This window comes from Streptomyces sp. Tu 3180, from assembly GCF_009852415.1.
GTDB lineage: Bacteria > Actinomycetota > Actinomycetes > Streptomycetales > Streptomycetaceae > Streptomyces.
Window position 1 is genome coordinate 2,912,878 of record NZ_WOXS01000002.1, and the last position, 19,607, is coordinate 2,932,484.

Annotated in this window: 13 protein-coding genes; 1 reads left to right on the forward strand and 12 read right to left on the reverse strand. The window is 72.9% G+C overall.

Going from position 1 to position 19,607, the window contains the following annotated elements; genetic code table 11:
* Window positions 1-37: 37 nt before the first annotated feature.
* The 6 genes from obgE to GL259_RS14105 all read right to left on the reverse strand — a co-directional run bounded on the left by obgE (window position 38) and on the right by GL259_RS14105 (window position 8,954).
* On the reverse strand, window positions 38-1,483 hold the full coding sequence (gene obgE / locus GL259_RS14080) for a GTPase ObgE (protein ID WP_159532685.1): 1,446 nt from the start codon (window positions 1,481-1,483) through the stop codon (window positions 38-40).
* A gap of 142 nt (window positions 1,484-1,625) precedes the next feature.
* Window positions 1,626-1,880 (reverse strand): 50S ribosomal protein L27, encoded by a 255-nt coding sequence (gene rpmA / locus GL259_RS14085; protein ID WP_010041940.1) that lies wholly within the window; start codon window positions 1,878-1,880, stop codon window positions 1,626-1,628.
* A gap of 14 nt (window positions 1,881-1,894) precedes the next feature.
* The gene (gene rplU / locus GL259_RS14090) at window positions 1,895-2,215 is read right to left on the reverse strand and encodes a 50S ribosomal protein L21 (protein WP_006132815.1); all 321 of its coding nucleotides are present in this window, start codon (window positions 2,213-2,215) and stop codon (window positions 1,895-1,897) included.
* Window positions 2,216-2,515: 300 nt separating this feature from the next.
* A complete protein-coding gene (locus GL259_RS14095; RefSeq protein ID WP_159532687.1) occupies window positions 2,516-6,709 on the reverse strand; it encodes an Rne/Rng family ribonuclease in 4,194 nt (1,397 codons plus the stop codon).
* 259 nt (window positions 6,710-6,968) lie between these two features.
* Window positions 6,969-7,790: a TIGR03936 family radical SAM-associated protein gene (locus GL259_RS14100; protein ID WP_159532689.1), complete on the reverse strand. Its 822-nt coding sequence runs from the start codon at window positions 7,788-7,790 to the stop codon at window positions 6,969-6,971.
* Window positions 7,791-7,838: 48 nt separating this feature from the next.
* Window positions 7,839-8,954, reverse strand: coding sequence for a hypothetical protein (locus GL259_RS14105; protein WP_159532691.1), 1,116 nt, complete (start codon window positions 8,952-8,954; stop codon window positions 7,839-7,841).
* 485 nt (window positions 8,955-9,439) lie between these two features.
* Between GL259_RS14105 and GL259_RS14110 the strand changes: the two genes are divergently transcribed.
* On the forward strand, window positions 9,440-10,321 hold the full coding sequence (locus GL259_RS14110; protein WP_159532693.1) for a DUF2637 domain-containing protein: 882 nt from the start codon (window positions 9,440-9,442) through the stop codon (window positions 10,319-10,321).
* Window positions 10,322-10,559: 238 nt separating this feature from the next.
* Here the strand turns inward: GL259_RS14110 and GL259_RS14115 are convergent, their stop codons facing one another.
* From GL259_RS14115 to mreC, 6 genes are all read right to left on the reverse strand, one after another.
* Window positions 10,560-12,533: a TIGR03960 family B12-binding radical SAM protein gene (locus GL259_RS14115; RefSeq protein WP_159532695.1), complete on the reverse strand. Its 1,974-nt coding sequence runs from the start codon at window positions 12,531-12,533 to the stop codon at window positions 10,560-10,562.
* 111 nt (window positions 12,534-12,644) lie between these two features.
* On the reverse strand, window positions 12,645-14,213 hold the full coding sequence (locus GL259_RS14120; protein ID WP_159532697.1) for a CYTH and CHAD domain-containing protein: 1,569 nt from the start codon (window positions 14,211-14,213) through the stop codon (window positions 12,645-12,647).
* A 65-nt stretch (window positions 14,214-14,278) separates the two neighbouring features.
* Entirely contained in the window at window positions 14,279-15,481 is a 1,203-nt protein-coding gene (gene rodA / locus GL259_RS14125; RefSeq protein ID WP_159532699.1) for a rod shape-determining protein RodA, read from the reverse strand.
* A complete protein-coding gene (mrdA, locus tag GL259_RS14130) occupies window positions 15,478-17,817 on the reverse strand; it encodes a penicillin-binding protein 2 (protein WP_159532701.1) in 2,340 nt (779 codons plus the stop codon). The genes rodA and mrdA overlap by 4 nt, the downstream gene beginning before the upstream one ends.
* A 115-nt stretch (window positions 17,818-17,932) precedes the next feature.
* Entirely contained in the window at window positions 17,933-18,601 is a 669-nt protein-coding gene (gene mreD, locus GL259_RS14135; protein ID WP_159532703.1) for a rod shape-determining protein MreD, read from the reverse strand.
* Window positions 18,602-18,614: 13 nt separating this feature from the next.
* A complete protein-coding gene (gene mreC / locus GL259_RS14140) occupies window positions 18,615-19,556 on the reverse strand; it encodes a rod shape-determining protein MreC (protein ID WP_159532705.1) in 942 nt (313 codons plus the stop codon).
* Between the last annotated feature and the right edge of the window lie 51 nt (window positions 19,557-19,607).

Genomic DNA, 19,607 nt, shown 5'->3' on the forward strand with positions numbered 1-19,607 from the left:
GGCCGCCTCAGCCCCGGGGCCCGCGCTCGGACTTCGCCTAGAAGGGCTCGAAGTCGTCGTACTCGCGGTCGACGTCGTCCCGCTCGGCCTGCCGGTCGCGCCGCCGCTGGGCGGCCGGGCGGGGCGCCTCGAACCGGTGGTCCTCGCCGCGCCGGCCGAGCATCTCCGCACCGGCCGTCACGGACGGCTCCCAGTCGAAGACGACCGCGTTCTCCTCGGGGCCGATGGCGACGCCGTCGCCGGAGCGGGCACCGGCCTTCAGCAACTCGTCCTCGACACCGAGGCGGTTGAGCCGGTCGGCGAGGTAGCCGACGGCCTCGTCGTTGTTGAAGTCCGTCTGGCGGACCCAGCGCTCGGGCTTCTCGCCGCGCACGCGGAACAGCGGCTCCCCGCCGACCTCCTCGCGGGTGACGGTGAAGCCCGCGTCGTCCACGGCCTTGGGCCGGATGACGATCCGCGTCGCCTCCTCCTTCGGCTTGGCGGCCCGTGCCCGCGCCACCAGCTCGGCCAGGGCGAAGGACAGTTCCCGCAGCCCGAGGTGGGCGACGGCCGACACCTCGAAGACGCGGTACCCGCGCGCCTCCAGATCGGGCCGCACCATCTCGGCGAGGTCCTTGCCGTCCGGCACGTCGATCTTGTTGAGGACGACGAGCCGCGGCCGGTTGCCGAGACCGCCGTACTGCCGCAGCTCCTCCTCGATGACGTCGAGGTCGGAGACGGGGTCGCGGTCGGACTCCAGCGTGGCGGTGTCCAGCACGTGCACCAGCACGCTGCACCGCTCCACGTGCCGCAGGAACTCCAGCCCGAGCCCCTTGCCCTGGCTGGCACCGGGGATCAGGCCGGGCACGTCGGCGATGGTGTAGACGGTGGACCCGGCGGTGACGACACCGAGGTTCGGCACCAGCGTGGTGAACGGGTAGTCGGCGATCTTGGGCTTGGCCGCGCTGAGCACGGAGATGAGGGACGACTTGCCCGCGCTCGGGTACCCCACCAGCGCCACGTCGGCGACGGTCTTCAGCTCCAGGACGACGTCCCGCAGGTCCCCCGGCTCACCGAGCAGCGCGAACCCGGGCGCCTTGCGCCGCGCGGAGGCGAGGGCGGCGTTCCCGAGCCCGCCGCGTCCGCCCTGGGCGGCGACGTAGGAGGTCCCGTGCCCGACCAGGTCCGCGAGCACGTTCCCCGCCTTGTCGAGGACGACGGTCCCGTCCGGCACGGGCAGGACGAGGTCCTGTCCGTCCTTGCCGCTGCGGTTGCCGCCCTCGCCGGGCTTGCCGTTGGTGGCCTTGCGGTGCGGGGAGTGGTGGTAGTCGAGCAGGGTGGTGACGGACTGGTCGACGGTGAGGATGACGTCGCCGCCGCGGCCGCCGTTCCCGCCGTCGGGCCCGCCCAGCGGCTTGAACTTCTCACGGTGGACGGAGGCACAGCCGTGGCCTCCGTTACCCGCGGCGACGTGCAGCTCGACGCGGTCCACGAAGGTGGTCATGGTGGGGTGCCTCCTGGGGATCCCCCGGCCGGCGGCCGGAGGAGTACGGATCGGTTACTGGTCTAACACGCGAAAGGCGGACCCGCCTTCCCGCCCGGGAAGTGAGGTCCGCCTCGCGAAAAGGTTCGCTGGTCGGCCTGGATCAGGCGACCGGAACGATGTTCACGACCTTGCGGCCACGGTGGGTGCCGAACTGCACCGAACCGGCCTGCAGCGCGAACAGCGTGTCGTCGCCGCCACGGCCGACGCCGGCGCCCGGGTGGAAGTGGGTGCCGCGCTGGCGGACGAGGATCTCACCCGCGTTGACGACCTGACCGCCGAAGCGCTTCACGCCGAGCCGCTGGGCGTTCGAGTCGCGGCCGTTCCGGGTGGACGATGCGCCCTTCTTGTGTGCCATCTCTCCTCAGTCCCTTACTTCGCAGCCGCGGGGATCTCAGTGACCTTGATCGCCGTGTACTGCTGGCGGTGGCCCTGACGACGGCGGTAGCCGGTCTTGTTCTTGTAGCGCAGGATGTCGATCTTCTGGCCCTTGTGGTGGTCCACGACCTCGGCCTGGACCTTGATGCCGGCCAGCACCCACGGGTCGCTGGTCACGGAGTCGCCGTCGACGACGAGCAGGGTCGAGAGCTCGACCGTGTCGCCCACCTTGGCGGTGGAAATCTTGTCAACCTCAACGATGTCGCCGACAGCAACCTTGTGCTGGCGACCACCGCTGCGCACGATGGCGTACACGCGGATCTCTCTTTCGCTCGAAGAACGGCACCCCCGCAGGCCAGCCGCCCGGCACAGCGGGCGACCTCTCCCGGTCGCGGCCCGTGCGGGCACGCCCCGGGAGGAAGAGGTTTACGGGGATGTGGCGGTCCCGATGGACACGCCGACGGTCAAGGTTACGGGGCGCCCCTGCGCGGGTCAAACCGGGTCCACGGTGACCGGCGGACCACGCGCGGGACACCGGACGGCGAACGCGGGGCACCGGTGTTCCGCCGGTGCCCCGCGCTCCTGATCGCCGCCCGCTCCGGGAGCGGGACCCGGTCAGTCCTCCGTCACGGCCGTGACCGAGGACGACGGCTGCCGGGCCGCCGCGGTCTTCTTCGACGCCGTCTTCTTCGCGGTCGTCTTGGCGGCGGTCGTCTTGGCGGCGGCCGCCTTGGTGGTCTTCGCCGCCTTCTTGGCCGTCGTCTTCTTGGCGGCGGTCTTCTTGGCCGCCGTCTTCTTGGTGGCGGCCTTCTTCGCCGTGGTCTTCTTGACCGCCTTGCGGGCGGTCTTCTTGGCCGGAGCGGCCTCGTCGGCGGCTTCCTGCGCGGACTCCTCGGCGGGCGCCGCCCCGGACTCCGGAGCCGTCTCCTCCGCCTGGACCGGCTCCTCCGCCGGGGCCGCCTTGTCCGCCGGGGCCGACGGGACGACCACGACGGCCGCCTCCTCGGACGCGGTGGGCGTGGTGGGCTTGCGCACCGCGCGGCGGCGCGGACGGGCCGGGGCCGCGGTCTCGGCGGGAGCCTCGGCCGGGGCGGCCGGGGCCTCCTCCTCGGGCTGCGGAGCGGGCGCCTCGACGGCCGTGGACACGGACTCGGCCACCGTCACCACCGCGGCCTCCGCTCCCGCCGGCGAACCGGCCGGCGCGGTCGCCTTGCGGGTCGCGCGGCGACGCGTACGGCCCTTGGGCGCGGCCTCCTCGGTCACGGCCGGGGCCTCGGTCGCCGGCTCGGGGACCACCGCGTCCTCGACGGCCGTGGGCTCGGCCAGCGCCTCGGCGGCCGACTCCGGCTGCACCGGGCGCACGGCCTCCTCCTCCGCCGTGACGTCCTGAGCCGTCGGCACCTCGGCGGCGGTCTCCTCGCCCCGGGACCGGCCCGCCCTGGCCGTCTCGCGCTTCGGCGCGCCCGCCGGTGCCGACACCCGCCGGCTCGCCCGGCGGCGCGTGCGTCCGCGGGTGGCCGCGGCCTCCGCCTCGGCGGCGCTGCTGTACAGCTCCTCGTCCGGCTCGAACTCGGGCGCCGGCAGCGCGACCGGTTCGGCGGTCTCGGCGGCGACCTCGGCGGCCGTCTCCGCCTCCGCCTCCTGCTCCGCCGTCTCGACGCCCACGACGACCTCGTGCTCGTGCTCGTGCGGCTGGTCGGCCGCACCGGCCCGCGCCCGCTTGCGGCGCTTGCCGCCGCCACCGACGGCGGCGGGCTGGTCCAGGTGGACGATGACACCGCGCCCGTTGCAGTGGACGCAGGTCTCCGAGAACGACTCCAGCAGGCCCTGACCGACCCGCTTGCGGGTCATCTGGACCAGGCCCAGCGAGGTCACCTCGGCGACCTGGTGCTTCGTACGGTCCCGGCCCAGGCACTCGAGGAGGCGCCGCAGCACCAGGTCCCGGTTGGACTCCAGGACCATGTCGATGAAGTCGATCACGATGATGCCGCCGAGGTCGCGCAGCCGCAGCTGGCGCACGATCTCCTCGGCCGCCTCCAGGTTGTTCCTGGTGACCGTCTCCTCGAGGTTGCCGCCCTGACCGGTGAACTTGCCGGTGTTGACGTCGATGACGACCATCGCCTCGGTCCGGTCGATCACCAGCGAACCGCCGCTGGGCAGCCAGACCTTGCGGTCCAGCGCCTTGGCGAGCTGCTCGTCGATCCGGTACGTGGCGAAGACGTCGACCTCGCTGGTCCACTTCTGCAGCCGGTCGGCCAGGTCGGGCGCGACGTGCGAGACGTAGCCGTGGATGGTCTCCCAGGCGTCGCCACCGCTGACGATGACCTTGGAGAAGTCCTCGTTGAAGATGTCCCGCACGACCCGGACGGTCATGTCCGGCTCGCCGTACAGCAGCGTCGGGGCGTTGCCGTTCTTGGACTTCTTCTGGATCTCCTCCCACTGCGCCTGCAGCCGCTCGACGTCCCGGCGCAGCTCGTCCTCGCTCGCGCCCTCGGCGGCGGTGCGCACGATGACGCCCGCGTCCTCGGGGACGATCTTCTTGAGGATGGTCTTCAGCCGGGCCCGCTCGGTGTCGGGCAGCTTGCGGCTGATGCCGGTCATCGAACCCTCGGGGACGTACACGAGGTAGCGGCCCGGGAGGGAGACCTGGCTGGTGAGGCGGGCGCCCTTGTGCCCGATCGGGTCCTTGGTGACCTGGACCAGGACCGACTGGCCCGACTTCAGCGCGGACTCGATGCGGCGCGGGCCGTTCGCCATGCCCAGCGCCTCGAAGTTGACCTCACCGGCGTAGAGCACGGCGTTGCGGCCCTTGCCGATGTCGATGAAGGCGGCCTCCATCGACGGCAGCACGTTCTGCACCTTGCCGAGGTAGACGTTGCCGACGTACGAGGTCGCCTGCTCCTTGTTGACGTAGTGCTCGACGAGCACGCCGTCCTCCAGGACGCCGATCTGCGTACGGTCGCCGTGCTGGCGGACCACCATCACGCGCTCGACCGCCTCGCGGCGGGCCAGGAACTCGGCCTCGGTGATGATCGGCACCCGGCGGCGGCCCTGCTCACGGCCCTCGCGGCGGCGCTGCTTCTTCGCCTCCAGGCGCGTGGAGCCCTTGATGGACTGCACCTCGTCCGACGGCTCGGCCGCCTTGCGCGGTTCGCGGACCTTGACGACGGTGCGCTCGGGGTCGTCGGCGGCCGGCTCGGCCTCGCCCCCGCTGTCACCGGCCCGGCGGCGGCGCCGGCGACGGCGACGGCTGCTGCTGGAGCCGCCGGCGGCGGAGTCCTCGCGGTCCTCGGCCTCCTCGGCGTCCTCCTCGATCTGCTCCGCGGTGTCCTCGGCGTCCTGGGCGGCCTGCTCGGCGGAGACCCGGTCGGTCTCGGCCTCCGCGGACTCGCCGCCCTCGGCCTCGCCCTCGGCGGACTCGCCGCGCCTGCGGCGGCGACCACCGCGGCGGCGGCGCCGGCGCGAGCCGGAGGCCTCGCTCTCGTCCTCGCCCTCGACGTGGTCCTCGGCCGACTCGTCGGTCTCCTCCGCCTCGTCGGCCTCGTCCTCGGTCTCCTCCGCCTCGTCCTCGGCGCGGACCGCGGGAGCGGCCTCGGCGGCCGGCGCGGCCTCGGGCTCGTCGCCCGCACCCCGGCGCCGGCGCCGGCGGCGCGAGGCGGCGGGCTGCTGCTCGGGCCACTCCTCGGTCTCCTCCGGCTCCACCGGCTCCACCGGCTCGGCCGCCTCGGCGGCCGCCTCGGCGGCGGCCCGCTCCGGGGTCTGGAACCGGGGCTCGGTGAACACGGGCGGCTGGAACACGGCGACGGCCGGACGCGCGGGACGCCGCGGCGAGGTCTCCGCCTCGCCCTCGGCGGGGCGCGCCGGCTCGGCGAACCCGGCAGCGGCCTTGCGGACCACCCGGCGGCGACGTCGCGGAGCGGCGTCCTCCGCGGCGGTCTCGGGAGCGGCCTGCACGGGCTCGGCGGCCTTCGCGGCCTTGGCGGCCTTGGCGGCCTTGGCGGCCTTCGCGGGGGCTTCGGTCTCCGGGGCCGCTTCGACCGCCTCGGAGGTGCCGGAGGAGACGGCGGTCCGCGCGGGCTCGCCCGCGTCGCCCTCCGCCGTCTCCGGCGCCCCGGCGGGCGCGGAGGCACGGCGCGAGGCGCGGCGCCGGGTACGGCGCGGAGCCGTTTCCTCGGCGGGCTCGACGGCCTCGGTGGTCTCAGCAGCCGCAGGGGCCTCGGAGGTCTCGTCCCCGGCGGTCTCGACGGCCTCGGCGGCCTGCGCGGGCACCTGCGGCTCCGGCGTCTCGGCGCCCTCCGCCTCCCCGGCGGCGGTCGCCGTCGGCGAGGTCACGCTGCGCGTGGCACGACGGCGGGTGCGCCGGGGAGCGGCGTCCTCGGAGGTGCCGGAGGAGACCGCGGTCCGCCCGGGGGTCTCGGTGGCCTCGGGTGCCTCCGGAGCCGTCGTCGTCGCGGTCGCCGGTACGACGGTCTCGGCCACCTCCGCCGGTGCCCCGGCGGGCGCGGCCGCACGGCGGACGACACGGCGGCGGCGCGGGGCGGCGGGCGCGGCCTCGGCCGCTTCCCGGGTCTCCCCGGCCTCGGTCCCGGCGCTCTCCTGCCCCGCGGGTCCGGAAGACAGCGAGGGCCCGGAAGCCCCGGCGGGCTCCGCGGCCGGTATGGCCGGCGCGACGGTCTCGGCCGTCGCCTCGGTCGTCGCGGCGGGCGGGCCGGCCGGGCGGGACGCGGCACGGCGGCGCCGGCGCGGCGGCAGGGTGTCGCTGGGGGTGTTCGGTTCGGAGCCCTTGGTGGGCTCGATCGGTTCGAGCATGCGGGCGTTTCTCCCGTCAGGCTCCCGGGCGCCGCACCTGGTCCGGCGATGCCGGTGACGTCCGCGGCTCGCGCGGTGCGCGGTTGCCGCCGTCCGGGGCGCGGGCGCCGCTCGGGAGCTCTCTTGTCCTGTCTCGCCGGTTCCGTACGCCGACTGCGTACGGCCTGGCGAAAGTCTTCTGGTCGGTGCGCTGCCCGACCCAGGTGGCTCCCGAGTTCGAGGGCGGCGCTACGACGTCCGTCCCTACGCGGGACCTTCCTTACGCCGGCGCCGTCGCGGCGGCAGTGGCGGCGGCCGGATGCGGCTCGGTCGCTGCTGCCTCGCGGTCGGGCGCGAGCGGGTCGGTCACCGTGCCGGTCTCTTCATCGAGCAGCCCCTGCGCCAGCCTGGTCACCGCTGCGGGGACCGGCGGCGCCAGGTCGGCCACGGCGCGGAGACCGGACAGGACGTCGTCGGGTCGTACGGCAGGCGTCACGTGCCGAACAACCAGCCGCAGTATCGCACAGGGCCGGTCGGTCGGCCCAGCATGGAGCGCGACGTCTGTCGCTGCGGTGGAGCCGACGCTCGCGTCGGGCCGCGAAGAGGGCGTTTCCGCGCTCTCCAGGCCCACGACCGCGGAGCGGGCGTCGAAGGTGCGGACGCCGTTCTTGGTGAGTCGCTGCACCTCGACGGTCCCGGCCGCGTTGAAGGCGTCCACCGCGCGGCGGGCGTCCTCGGGGGCGACACCGTCCAGTCGCAGCTCCCACACGGAGGCCGTGAGCCGGTCGGCGAGCCCCGACGTGCGGGCCTCGACCGCCTCGACGACGTCGAGCCCGTCGGGCAACGACTCGTCGAGGAGGACCCGGAGCCGCTCGGGATCACGCGGCTCGGTGAGCGCGATCTCCAGGTACTCCGCCTCGCTGCCCGTGCCGGTGGGTGCGGCATTGGCGTACGACACCTTCGGGTGCGGCGTGAACCCCGCCGAGTACGCCATCGGCACCTCGGCACGGCGCAGCGCACGCTCGAAGGCGCGCTGGAAGTCACGGTGGCTGGTGAACCGGAGGCGGCCGCGCTTGGTGTAGCGCAGTCGAATGCGCTGCACCGCGGGTGCGGGCGGCGGGCCTTCGGGCTGTCGCTTGCCCAGTGTCGTTCAGTCCTTCGTGAGAGAGGTCGTCCTGCTACCAAGAGTACGTGTCTCCCGCCCGGTAGGTTCCCGCCGGTCCACGGGCCGTGGTGCGGCGGGCTTCCCGGGCCGGGACCCCGCGGGCTCCCCGAGCAGCACCCGGCGGACGTCGGCGCGCGCCCGCCGGACCGAGGCACGGGCCGCGGCGAGGGCCTGCCGTGCGGCACGCCCCGCACCGCGCACGGCCTCGGCGACGGGCCGCAGCACGGCGTCACGCACCATGTACCCCACCGGCGTCAGCACACTCCGGTACACCCACCGCACCGGCTCCACGAAGACCCACCGGAAGAGGGCCCCCAGGAACCGCCCGACGGCGAGCGAGACGCGCCCGGCCACGCGCCAGGCGTGCCCGAGGGCGTTCCCGACCTCCCGCGCGACGACGGCGAGGACACCGCCGACGGGGACGAGGACCCAGCGCCACACGGCGAGCGCGGGCAGCACGAAGAGGATCCGGGTGATCCAGTACAGCCCCGCGCCGACACCGGTGACGATCATGGTCACCAGCCGCACGAGCCCCTTCACGCACCAGGCGACGGCATGCCCGGCCGGCGCGAGGACCCAGGTGTACAGCCGCACCGAGGGCACCACGACGAGGTACCGCGTCAGCCAGGCCAGTCCCGCGTACGCCCCGGCCCCGAGCGCGGCGAGCACGGCACCCCCCACCCGGAGCGCCCGCACGACCGCGTGCCCGGCCGGCGTCAGGACCCGCGCGTACACCCACAGGAGGGCGTGGCCGAGGGGAGTCAGCACATGGCGGTACAGCACCGCGGCGGGAAGGACCACCAGCGCCTTCCCGAGCCAGGCCAGCACCTTGCCGAGCGGCACGAGGACATACCGCCACAGACCCGCGAACGGCCACACGAACACCGCCCGCACGACCCACAGCGACGCCCGCCCGAGCGGCCGGAACACGGCGTCGCCCAGGAACCTCCCGGCGACGACGAGCGCGTCCCACGCCATCCGCACCGGCACGACCAGGACGAGCGCCACGATCCGCACCGGCACGCGGATCGCCACCGCCAGACACCCCTCGCCCCGGGACGCGTCCCCCCGTACCGCGGGAGCCGACTTCTCCAGATCCATACCGGCGTAGACGCCGGAGCGGCCCGTCCGGATCCCCCCACCCCGGAATCAAGCGCCTCATATGCCGATCACCGGCCGGCCCGGCGAATTGCGCGGAACCACCGAGGACAACCGGGCATATATAAAATAATTTCCTTACGGCTGTTCACTCATTTGCCGCGCATCCAAGTGAAAAGACCCGCCGTTAGTCGCTATATGACGAAGGCAAGCACGCCCGGGCCACTCGCGCCCGACGGGGGGCCGAGCGGCCCGACTGCCGCCCACGAGCCGTCCGTGGGACCTTATCTCCACATCCCGGTCCCGCCCCCTCCCCCGCCCGGGGACACGTTCGACGAAAACGGCGTTCCCGTCGCATTGCACGTCACCGAACCGATCCTGACGAATTTCCTCACCGTGTTCCAGCAGCTGGCGTCCGACCTGGCCGGACGCCGGGTCGCACCGGCCGACGCCCCCACCGCACGCCGGCCCGATGAATCCACCACCACATGAATGACGAACACTTCGACCAGCTCTGGTACACCCCCGGCTTCCCGGCCCAGAACGAGGGATCGGGCACCGGCCGGCACCGGGCCTCGGCCGTCTACACGGAGCCCATGGAACCACCGGTCCCGCCCTGGGACCCGGCCGAAGAGCTCGCCTACCTGCTCCAGGAAGCCCGCAGCGACGAACACGGCAGGACCGTGCCGCACCCCCACGAGGAGGCGTCGGCCACCGATCCCCCCACCGGAAGCCCCCTGGGCGACCTCCAGGAGATCACCGCCGAACTGCCGCCCCTGCGCACCACCCCACGCGGCCACCGGAGGCTCACCCCGCGCAGACGCCCCGACGCCGTACGCATCGCCAGCTACGTCATCGCCGCACTGGCCGCGATCACCGTGTCGATGGTGAGCGTCTTCAGCGGGGTGGTCACCTACGAACCCCTGCTCCTCGTCACCACGGCGCACAGCAACGGCAGTTCGTCGGCCTGGTGGCCCGTGCTCGTGTACGGCCCCTGGCTGGCGGGCTCGCTGTCCGTCCTCCGCGCGGCACTGCACCAACGGCGCGCCCTGCACTCGTGGTTCGTCGTCCTGCTGTTCTCGTCCGTCGCGGTCATGCTCTGCGTCGCCCAGGCACCTCGCACGATCACCGACACCGCCGCCGCCGCGCTGCCGGGAGTCGCCGCACTGGCGTGCTTCCAGCAACTCGTCCGCCAGATCACCCTGACCCGGCCGCCCCGCCGGGCCGTCCCCCGCCACCGGCTGCGGTCCGCCACGGATCACCCCGCGCCGCTCACCGCCCCCGGCGACCACGAGCGTTTCCGGACCCCTGCCCCCTCCTGCCGGCACGACGTCCCGCCCGACCGGCGCCCCGGGCAGCGCACCCTGTAGACCCCGCCCCTGCCGCCGGCGGCCGACGACCCGACGCACCGCCGGCGGCAAGGGGAGCGGGGGAACGAAGGGAACGCCCTCCCACGGCCTCCGCCGAACCCCGCGAAGACGTCCGGCGGCGCGGAGACGACCGAGCCCCCTCCGGACCGGAGGGGGCTCCCGTGGTTCTCAGGGGGTCGCGTGAACCCCCGCGCGGGCTCGGCCCCACTCCGCCTCCGGGTGGGGCGCGCCCCTCACCTCAGTGGGCGTGGCCGCTCGGCGCCGGCGCGGAGTTCTTGACGGTCAGCGGCAGCAGCTTCTTGCCGGTCGGGCCGATCTGGATGGCCGTGTCCATCTGCGGGCACACCCCGCAGTCGAAGCACGGCGTCCAGCGGCAGTCGTCGACCTCCGTCTCGTCGAGGGCGTCCTGCCAGTCCTCCCAGAGCCAGTCCTTGTCCAGGCCCGAGTCGAGGTGGTCCCAGGGCAGGACCTCCTCGTAGGTGCGCTCGCGGGTGGTGTACCAGTCGACGTCCACGCCGAAGGGTGCCAGCGCCTTCTCCGCGCAGTTCATCCAGCGGTCGTAGGAGAAGTGCTCGCGCCAGCCGTCGAAGCGGCCGCCGTCCTCGTAGACCGCGCGGATGACCGCGCCGATGCGGCGGTCGCCGCGGGAGAGCAGGCCCTCGACGATGCCGGGCTTGCCGTCGTGGTAGCGGAAGCCGATGGAGCGGCCGTACTTCTTGTCGCCGCGGATCCTGTCGCGGAGCTTGGCGAGGCGCTCGTCCGTCTCCTCGGCCGACAGCTGCGGGGCCCACTGGAAGGGGGTGTGCGGCTTGGGGACGAAGCCGCCGATGGAGACCGTGCAGCGAATGTCGTTGGAGCCGGAGACCTCGCGGCCCTTGGCGATCACGCGGGTGGCCATGTCGGCGATCTGCAGGACGTCGTCGTCGGTCTCGGTGGGCAGGCCGCACATGAAGTACAGCTTCACCTGGCGCCAGCCGTTGCCGTAGGCCGTGGCGACGGTCCGGATGAGGTCGTCCTCGGAGACCATCTTGTTGATGACCTTGCGGATGCGCTCCGAGCCGCCCTCGGGGGCGAAGGTGAGGCCCGAGCGGCGGCCGTTGCGGGTCAGCTCGTTCGCCAGGTCGATGTTGAAGGCGTCGACGCGGGTCGAGGGGAGCGAGAGGCCGATCTTGTCGTCCTCGTAGCGGTCGGCGAGGCCCTTGGCGATGTCGCCGATCTCCGAGTGGTCGGCGGAGGAGAGGGAGAGGAGGCCGACCTCCTCGAAGCCGGTCGCCTTCAGGCCCTTGTCGACCATCTCGCCGATGCCGGTGATCGAGCGCTCGCGGACCGGGCGGGTGATCATGCCGGCCTGGCAGAAGCGGCAGCCGCGGGTGCAGCCGCGGAAGATCTCCACGGACATGCGCTCGTGGACGGTCTCGGCGAGCGGGACGAGGGGCTGCTTGGGGTAGGGCCACTCGTCGAGGTCCATCACCGTGTGCTTGGACACGCGCCACGGCACGCCCGACTTGTTCGGCACGACCCGGGCGATGCGGCCGTCGGGGAGGTACTCGACGTCGTAGAAGCCGGGGACGTAGACCCCGCCGGTCCTCGCCAGGCGGAAGAGGAGTTCCTCGCGGCCGCCGGGGCGGCCCTCCTCCTTCCAGGCGCGGATGATCCGGGTGACCTCCAGGACGGCCTGCTCGCCGTCGCCGATGACCGCGCAGTCGATGAAGTCGGCGATCGGCTCGGGGTTGAAGGCGGCGTGGCCGCCGGCCATGACGATCGGGTCGTCGAGGCCGCGGTCCCTGGACTCCAGCGGGATGCCGGCCAGGTCCAGGGCGGTGAGCATGTTGGTGTAGCCGAGCTCGGTGGAGAAGCTCAGGCCGAACACGTCGAAGGCCTTCACCGGGCGGTGGCTGTCGACCGTGAACTGCGGGACGCGGTGCTCCCGCATCAGCGCCTCGAGGTCCGGCCAGACGCTGTAGGTGCGCTCGGCCAGGACGCCGTCCTGCTCGTTGAGCACCTCGTAGAGGATCATGACGCCCTGGTTGGGCAGTCCGACCTCGTAGGCGTCGGGGTACATGAGCGCCCAGCGGACGTCGCAGCTGTCCCACGGCTTGACCGTGGAGTTGAGCTCTCCGCCGACGTACTGGATCGGCTTCTGCACATGCGGGAGCAGAGCTTCGAGCTGCGGAAACACAGACTTCACAGACTCGGCGGCTTCGGCAGGCATCTCGCGAACCTTCGTGTGCTGACTGGGGTCCCCCCGGCCGATGGCTGGGGGCGGGTGACCATCCAGACTAACGCGGCCGGGCGGTTTCCCCGTACGTCGTCCGGAGGGCGGTCAGAGGGGGACGTCCTTCCTGACCGAGGCCCAGGCTTCGGGCAGGGCCGCCTCGGCGAGCTGCGCGCGGTGTTCCTCGCGGCCGTAGAGGACGCCGTAGGTGAAGGTGTTCTCGCCCGCCGCGTGGGCGACGGCGGACAGCTCGCGCAGGGTCCGGCGGGCCATGACGCTGTCCTGGTGGTCGCCGAGCAGGCTCTGGAGCGACTTCACGGACTTCACCAGGTTCTCCGCCGGTGCGCCGAGCGCGGGTGCGGCGGCCTCGGCCGCGTACCGGGTGCGCTTGGCCTTCTTGCGGGCCTCGTGCAGGGCGACGTCGCGGTCGTCGCCGGGCGGGAGGTCGAGGGCCCGGGTGACGAGGCCGGACAGCTTGTCGATGTCCTTGCGCACGGCCTTGGCGAGCACCTTGTCCGGCCGGGCGGCGGCCTTCTCGCGCAGCGGCGGGTCGGCGAGCAGGGCGTCCAGGGCGTCGAGCAGGGCGAGGTGGCGGCGGGAGTCGAGGATGCCGGTGAGGCGGCCGCGGGCTCCGCTGTGGCGGGCCTCGGACCAGGCGGTCAGCCGGTCGGCGACCGGGCCGGTGACGAGGGCGGCGGGCAGGTCGTCCAGGGCCGTCCGCAGGCGCTCGGCGAGCACCTCCTGGTCGCGGTCCAGGCCCAGCTCGCCGGCGAGCCGTTTCAGGTCGGCGGCGATCGGGTCGGTGACCTCGCGGTCGAGGACGGCGCGGTAGGAGCGGAAGGTGCTGCGCAGGCGGCGGGTGGCGACCCTCATGCGGTGCACGGAGTCGGGCACGTCCTGGCGTACGGCGGGGTCGAGCTCGACGAGTGCGTCGCGCTGGGCGCGGACGTAGGCGAGGACGTGGTCGCCCGCGGTGGCGGGCGTGCCCACCGCCCGGGTCGCGCGTTTCCGCCGGGCTGCCGCCTCCGGTGCCGTGGCCGGTGCGGGCTGCTTCCCCTCGGGCCGGGCGGCCGCCGCCCGCGGTGCGGTCTCGGCCAGGGCCCTGGCCAGCTTCGACGCGGACTTCGAGGGACGCGCGCCCGCCTTGCGGAGCTTCTTCTCCACCCGGTCGAGGAAGGCGGGGTCGCCGCCGTCGGCGAGCTCGACCTCGATCTCGGTCCACCGGGCCGTGCCGCCGTCGCCGGTGAGGCGTTCGGCGTGCACGGCGTCGACGCTGACCTCGGCGAGGAGCCGGCCGTCGGGGTCGAGGAGGTGGCGTACGTCGCGGTCGGAGCGCAGCCGGACGACGGGGCGCAGTGCGTGCTCGCGGACGCGGGAGCGGACGAGGCGGGCGAGGCTCTCCGGGAGCTCGTCGGAGAGCGGGGCGCGGATCTCGTCCCGTACTCCGGGGGCGACGGGGAACTTGAGGTGCCAGCCGGCGTCGGAGCCGCCGGTGCGGCGGCGCAGGGTGAGGGAGGCCGCCGCCAGGCGTTCGTCGGCGGTGTCGTAGTAGGTGGCGTCGAGGTGGGAGACGCCCTTGTCCCGGACGGACGCGACGCCGGGGACGCCGGTCAGGTCGGGCAGTGCGGTGTCCCCGCACTCGTACTTCCGCTCGATCTCTCGCTTGGTGTCCGCCATGACCCGAATCTAGTCGGCCCGGGTGCGGGGCGGCAGGGGCCGCTCCGCACCGGGGGCACGGGGGGTCACGCGGACATGGGGCGCTGCACCCGGATGGACTGCAGCAGGCCGACCGCCAGCCATACGGCGAACATCGACGAGCCGCCGTAGGAGACGAACGGCAGGGGCAGGCCGGTGACGGGCATGATGCCGAGGGTCATGCCGATGTTCTCGAAGGACTGGAAGGCGAACCAGGCCACGATGCCGGCGGCGACGACGGTGCCGTAGAGGTCGGTGGTGTCGCGGGCGATGCGGCAGGCGCGCCAGAGGATGACGCCGAGCAGGCCGATGATCAGTGCGCCGCCGACGAAGCCGAGTTCCTCGCCGGCGACGGTGAAGACGAAGTCGGTCTGCTGTTCGGGGACGAACTGGCCGGTGGTCTGCGAGCCCTGGAAGAGCCCGGAGCCGGTGAGGCCGCCGGAGCCGATGGCGATGCGGGCCTGGTTGGTGTTGTAGCCGACGCCGGCGGGGTCGAGTTCGGGGTTGGCGAAGGCGGCGAAGCGGTTGATCTGGTACTCGTCGAGCACGCCGAGCTGCCAGACGGTGATCGCGCCGGCCGCGCCTGCGCCGAGGAGGCCGAAGACCCACCGGTTGGAGGCGCCGGAGGCGAGGAGCACGCCGAGCACGATGATGACCATGACCATGACCGAGCCGAGGTCGGGCATGAGCATCACGATCAGCATGGGGACGACGGCCAGGCCGAGCGCCTGGAGGACCGTGCGGTGGTCGGGGTAGGGCTTGTCGCCCGCGTCGACCCGGGCGGCGAGCAGCATCGCCATGCCCAGGATGATCGTGACCTTCACGAACTCCGAGGGCTGGAGCGAGAAGCCGCCGCCGAGCTTGATCCAGGAGTGGGCGCCGTTGACGGTGGAGCCCAGGGGGGTGAGCACCAGCAGGATCAGGAAGACCGAGGCCCCGTACAGGAGGGGCACGGCCGTGCGCAGGGTGCGGTGGCCGAGCCAGACCGTGCCGATCATCAGGGCCAGCCCGATGCCGGTGTTGAGCCAGTGGCGGACCAGGAAGTAGTAAGGGTCGCCCTGGTTGAGCTCGGTGCGGTTGCGGGTGGCCGAGTAGACCAGGAGCGAGCCGAGCAGGGACAGGGCGAGCGCCGACAGCAGTATCGGCCAGTCGAGGCGCCGGGCGAGGGAGTCACGGGCGAAGACCCGTGTCCAGCCGGCCCGCTCCGGTCCGTATCCGGAGACCTGGAAGCTGTTCACGCCGCCGGTCATGCCGCTGTCCTCCGCGCTCCGGTGCCGCCTCGTCCGTGGCGCGTGCGGCAGCGGGGGCGCCCGTCGCCCCGGCGTGGTCCGCCGTCCCGGCGCCGGTCGCGGCGCCGGGTGTCGCGGTTCCCGATCTCCGGTGAGGGGACGGTGGCCGCCTGCTGCTGGTCGGCGGGGTCCTCCTGGCCGTCCTGCGGGGCGGTGGCCCGCGCGTCGGGCGAGGGGGTCGCGCGGTCCTTGGCGGGGTCCTTGGAGAGCTTCGGGGACTTGATGGTGCCGTCCGTCCTGACCTCGGGGAGGTTCTTCTGCGGGGTGGGCAGGAGCGCCTTCTTCTCGTCGATCTCGCCGTCCGCGGAGACGCCGTACAGCGCGTTGTAGATGTTGCGCACGGCGGGGCCCGAGGCGCCGGAGCCGGTGCCACCCTGGGAGATCGTCATGACGATCGAGTAGTCCTCGGTGTAGGTGGCGAACCAGGAGGTGGTCTGCTTGCCGTAGACCTCGGCGGTACCGGTCTTGGCGTGCATCGGGATCTCGTCCTGCGGCCAGCCCCCGAACCGCCAGGCGGCCGTACCGCGGGTGGCGACTCCCTCGAGGGCTGCGTCTATCTCCTTGAGGGTCTTCTTCGTCAGCGGCAGCTTGCCGTGCGCCTGGGGCTCGATCTCGGTGACCGTCTTCCCGTCGGGGCTGATGACGGCCTTGCCGACGGTGGGGGCGTAGAGGGTGCCGCCGTTGGCGAGGGCCGCGTAGATGGTGGCCATCTGGATGGGGGTGACGAGGGTGTCGCCCTGGCCGATGGAGTAGTTGACGGAGTCACCGGCGCGCAGCCGGTTGCCTTCGAGGCAGTTCTCGTAGGCGATGCGCTCGGCGTAGCTGCCGTCCTTCTTGCCGGTCTTGCACCAGGCGTCCTTGTTGGCCTTCCAGTAGTCCAGCTTCCACTGGCGGTCGGGGACGCGGCCGGTGACCTCGTTGGGCAGGTCGATGCCGGTCTCCTCGCCGAGGCCGAACTGGTGGGCGGTCTTGTAGAACCAGTCGTCGGGGTTCTTCTTCGGCTTGTTGCCGCCGTCGCGCTTCCACTCCTCGTGGGAGAGGCGGTAGAAGACGGTGTCGCAGGAGACCTCGAGGGCGCGGCCGAGGCTGATCGGGCCGTGGTTCTGGGATTCGAAGTTCTTGAAGACCTGGCCGCCGATGGAGTACGAGCTGGAGCAGTCGTAGGGGCCGTCGAAGGAGTAGCCGGCGTTCACCGCGGCGGCCGTCGGGATGACCTTGAAGATGGAGCCGGGTGCCGACTGGCCCTGGATGGCGCGGTTGAGCAGCGGGTAGTTGGACTTCTTTCCGGTGAGGGCGGCGTAGTCCTTGGCGGAGATGCCGCCGACCCAGGCGTTGGGGTCGTACGTCGGGTTGGAGGCCATGGCGACGACGCGCCCGGTCTTGGCCTCCATGACGACGACGGCTCCGGAGTCGGCCTCGTAGAGGCGGTTGGTGTTGCGGTCCATCACCTTGCGGGCGGCCTTCATCGCCTCGTTCAGCTCGTACTCGGCGATCCGCTGGACGCGGGCGTCGACGCTGGTGACGAGGTTGGCGCCGGGCTGGGCGGGATCGGACTGGGCCTGGCCGATGACGCGGCCGAGCTTGTCGACCTCGTAGCGGGTGACGCCGGCCTTGCCGCGCAGCTGTCTGTCGTACTGGCGCTCCAGGCCGGAGCGGCCGACCATGTCGGAGCGCAGGTAGGGCGAGCTGGTGTCCTGCGCCTTCTGGATCTCCTCGTCGGTGACGGGCGAGAGGTAGCCGAGCACCTGGGCGGTGTTGGCCTTGCCGGGGCTCGGGTAGCGGCGCAGGGCCTGCGGTTCGGCGGTGATGCCGGGGAAGTCCTCGGCGCGTTCGCGGATCTGCAGGGCCTGCTTGGGGGTGGCCTCGTCGGTGATGGGGATGGGCTGGTACGGCGAGCCGTTCCAGCAGGGCTGGGGGGTTTCGGCGTCGCAGAGCCGGACCTTCTCCATGACCTCCTTGGGGGCCATGCCGAGGACGCCGGCGAGTTTGGTGAGGACCGCCTCGCCGTCGTCCTTCATCTTCAGCAGGTCGGTGCGGGAGGCGGAGACGACCAGGCGGGTCTCGTTGTCGGCGAGGGGGACGCCGCGCGCGTCCAGGATGGAGCCGCGGACCGCGGGCTGGACGACCTGCTGGACGTGGTTGCCGGAGGCCTCCTTGGCGTACTGGTCGCCCTCGCGGATCTGGAGGTACCACAGGCGTCCGCCGAGGGTGCCGAGGAGGGAGAGGACGAGGACCTGGATGACGACGAGCCGGATCTGGACCCGTGGACTGCGACCGGTCTCGGGGATGTTGGTCACGCGGTCTGCTCCTCCTCTCCGGGCGCGCACATGTGTGCGGGTACGAGTGATGAACGGCCGTCCCGTGCGGCGGGGTTCCGTCGCCGCACGCCCGTTCGGGTGAAGTCCGGTGAGGTCACAGGCGCTTGACCCCCTTGATGCGTCCGGCGCGGGCCACCCGCGCCCGGGCCGCCTTCACCCGCAGGCCGCTCCGCTGCGCGCCGATGCGCAGCCCGGTGCCGCCGGAGAGCCAGCCGGAGGAGATGTCGCCGGCCTTGGCGGAGTTCGTCTCGGCGAGCGGGTCGTTCTCGGCGCGCCGGGCCAGGGCCATCACGCCGGGGACGACGAACGGCGCGAGCAGCAGGTCGTACAGCGCGGCGGTGAACAGCAGCCCGCCGAGGCCGACATGGCGGGCGGCGGTGTCGCCGACGAGGGCGCCGACGCCGGCGTAGAGCAGGGTGGAGCCGAGCGCGGCGGCGACGACCACGACCATGGGGCCGGTGGCCGACTTCACCTGGCCGCTCTCGGGTTTGACGAGTCCGGCGAGGTAGCCGATGACGCACAGCACGAGGGCGTAGCGGCCGGCGGCGTGGTCGGCGGGCGGGGCGAGGTCGGCGAGGAGTCCGGCGGCGAAGCCGACGAGGGCGCCCCCGACGTGGCCGTAGACCAGCGCGAGGCCGAGGACGGTGAGCAGCAGCAGGTCGGGGACGGCGCCCGGGAGGTGGAGGCGGGCGAGGACGCTCACCTGGACCACCAGGGCGACGACGATCAGCGAGCTGGAGAGCAGGATCCGGTTGACGCGCATGGGGTGACAGCTCCTACTGCTCTGGCTGGGTCTGGCCGTCGGCGGGGGCGGAGGGCGTGACGGTCACCGTCACGGTCGGCGTGGGCTTCGGCTCGGCCTTCTCGGGCAGCACGGTGTCGCGCGGGTCCTTCCCGGGGGCCTGCACGACGACGCCGACGATGTCGAGCTTGCTGAAGCTGACGAACGGGGTGACGTAGAGGGTGCGGGTGAGGTCGCCGCCGGAGGGGTCGACGCGGGAGACGACGCCGACGGGGACGCCGGGCACGAACGGCTTGTCGGCCTGCGAGCCGAAGGTGACCAGGCGGTCGCCCTTCTTGACCTCGGCCTTGCCGTTGAGGAGTTCGACGCGCAGCGGGCGGTCGCCCTGGCCGGAGGCGAAGCCGAGTTCGTCGGTGGCCTCCATGCGGGTGCCGACGGTGAAGTCGGGGTCGCTGGCGAGCAGCACGGTGGCGGTGCTCGGGCCCACGGTGGTGACGCGGCCGACGAGTCCGTCGCCGTTGAGGACGGTCATGTCGCGCTTGATGCCGTCCTCGGCGCCGACGTCGATGGTGATGGTCCAGGAGAAGCCCTGGGCGGCTCCTATGGCGATGACCTGGGCGCCCTTGATGCCGTACTGGCCCTGCCCGGCGGTCTTCAGCATCTTGTCGAGCTGCCTCAGCCGGCTGCGGTCGCGGTCGTCGCTGCCGAGTTCGGCCTTGAGCGCGGCGTTCTCCCGCTCCAGCACGGCGAGCCGGTCGTGGCGGTCGCCGGACTCGCGGATCGCGGAGACCGCGTTGCCGATCGGGTCGACCGCGCCCGACACCCCGTTCTCGATGGGACCGAAGACCGTCGCCGCGGCCTGCCGGGCGCCGTCGACCGGTGAATCCTCTCCGCCGCGGATGTCCACCGTGATCAGTGCGAACGCGATGGCGATCAGCAGCACCAGGAGCAGCCGGCTCTCTCGTGTGTCCCTCACGTGCGGCGGCCGTGCCTTCCTCGTCGAGAACGGGTATGGGATATCGGTTTG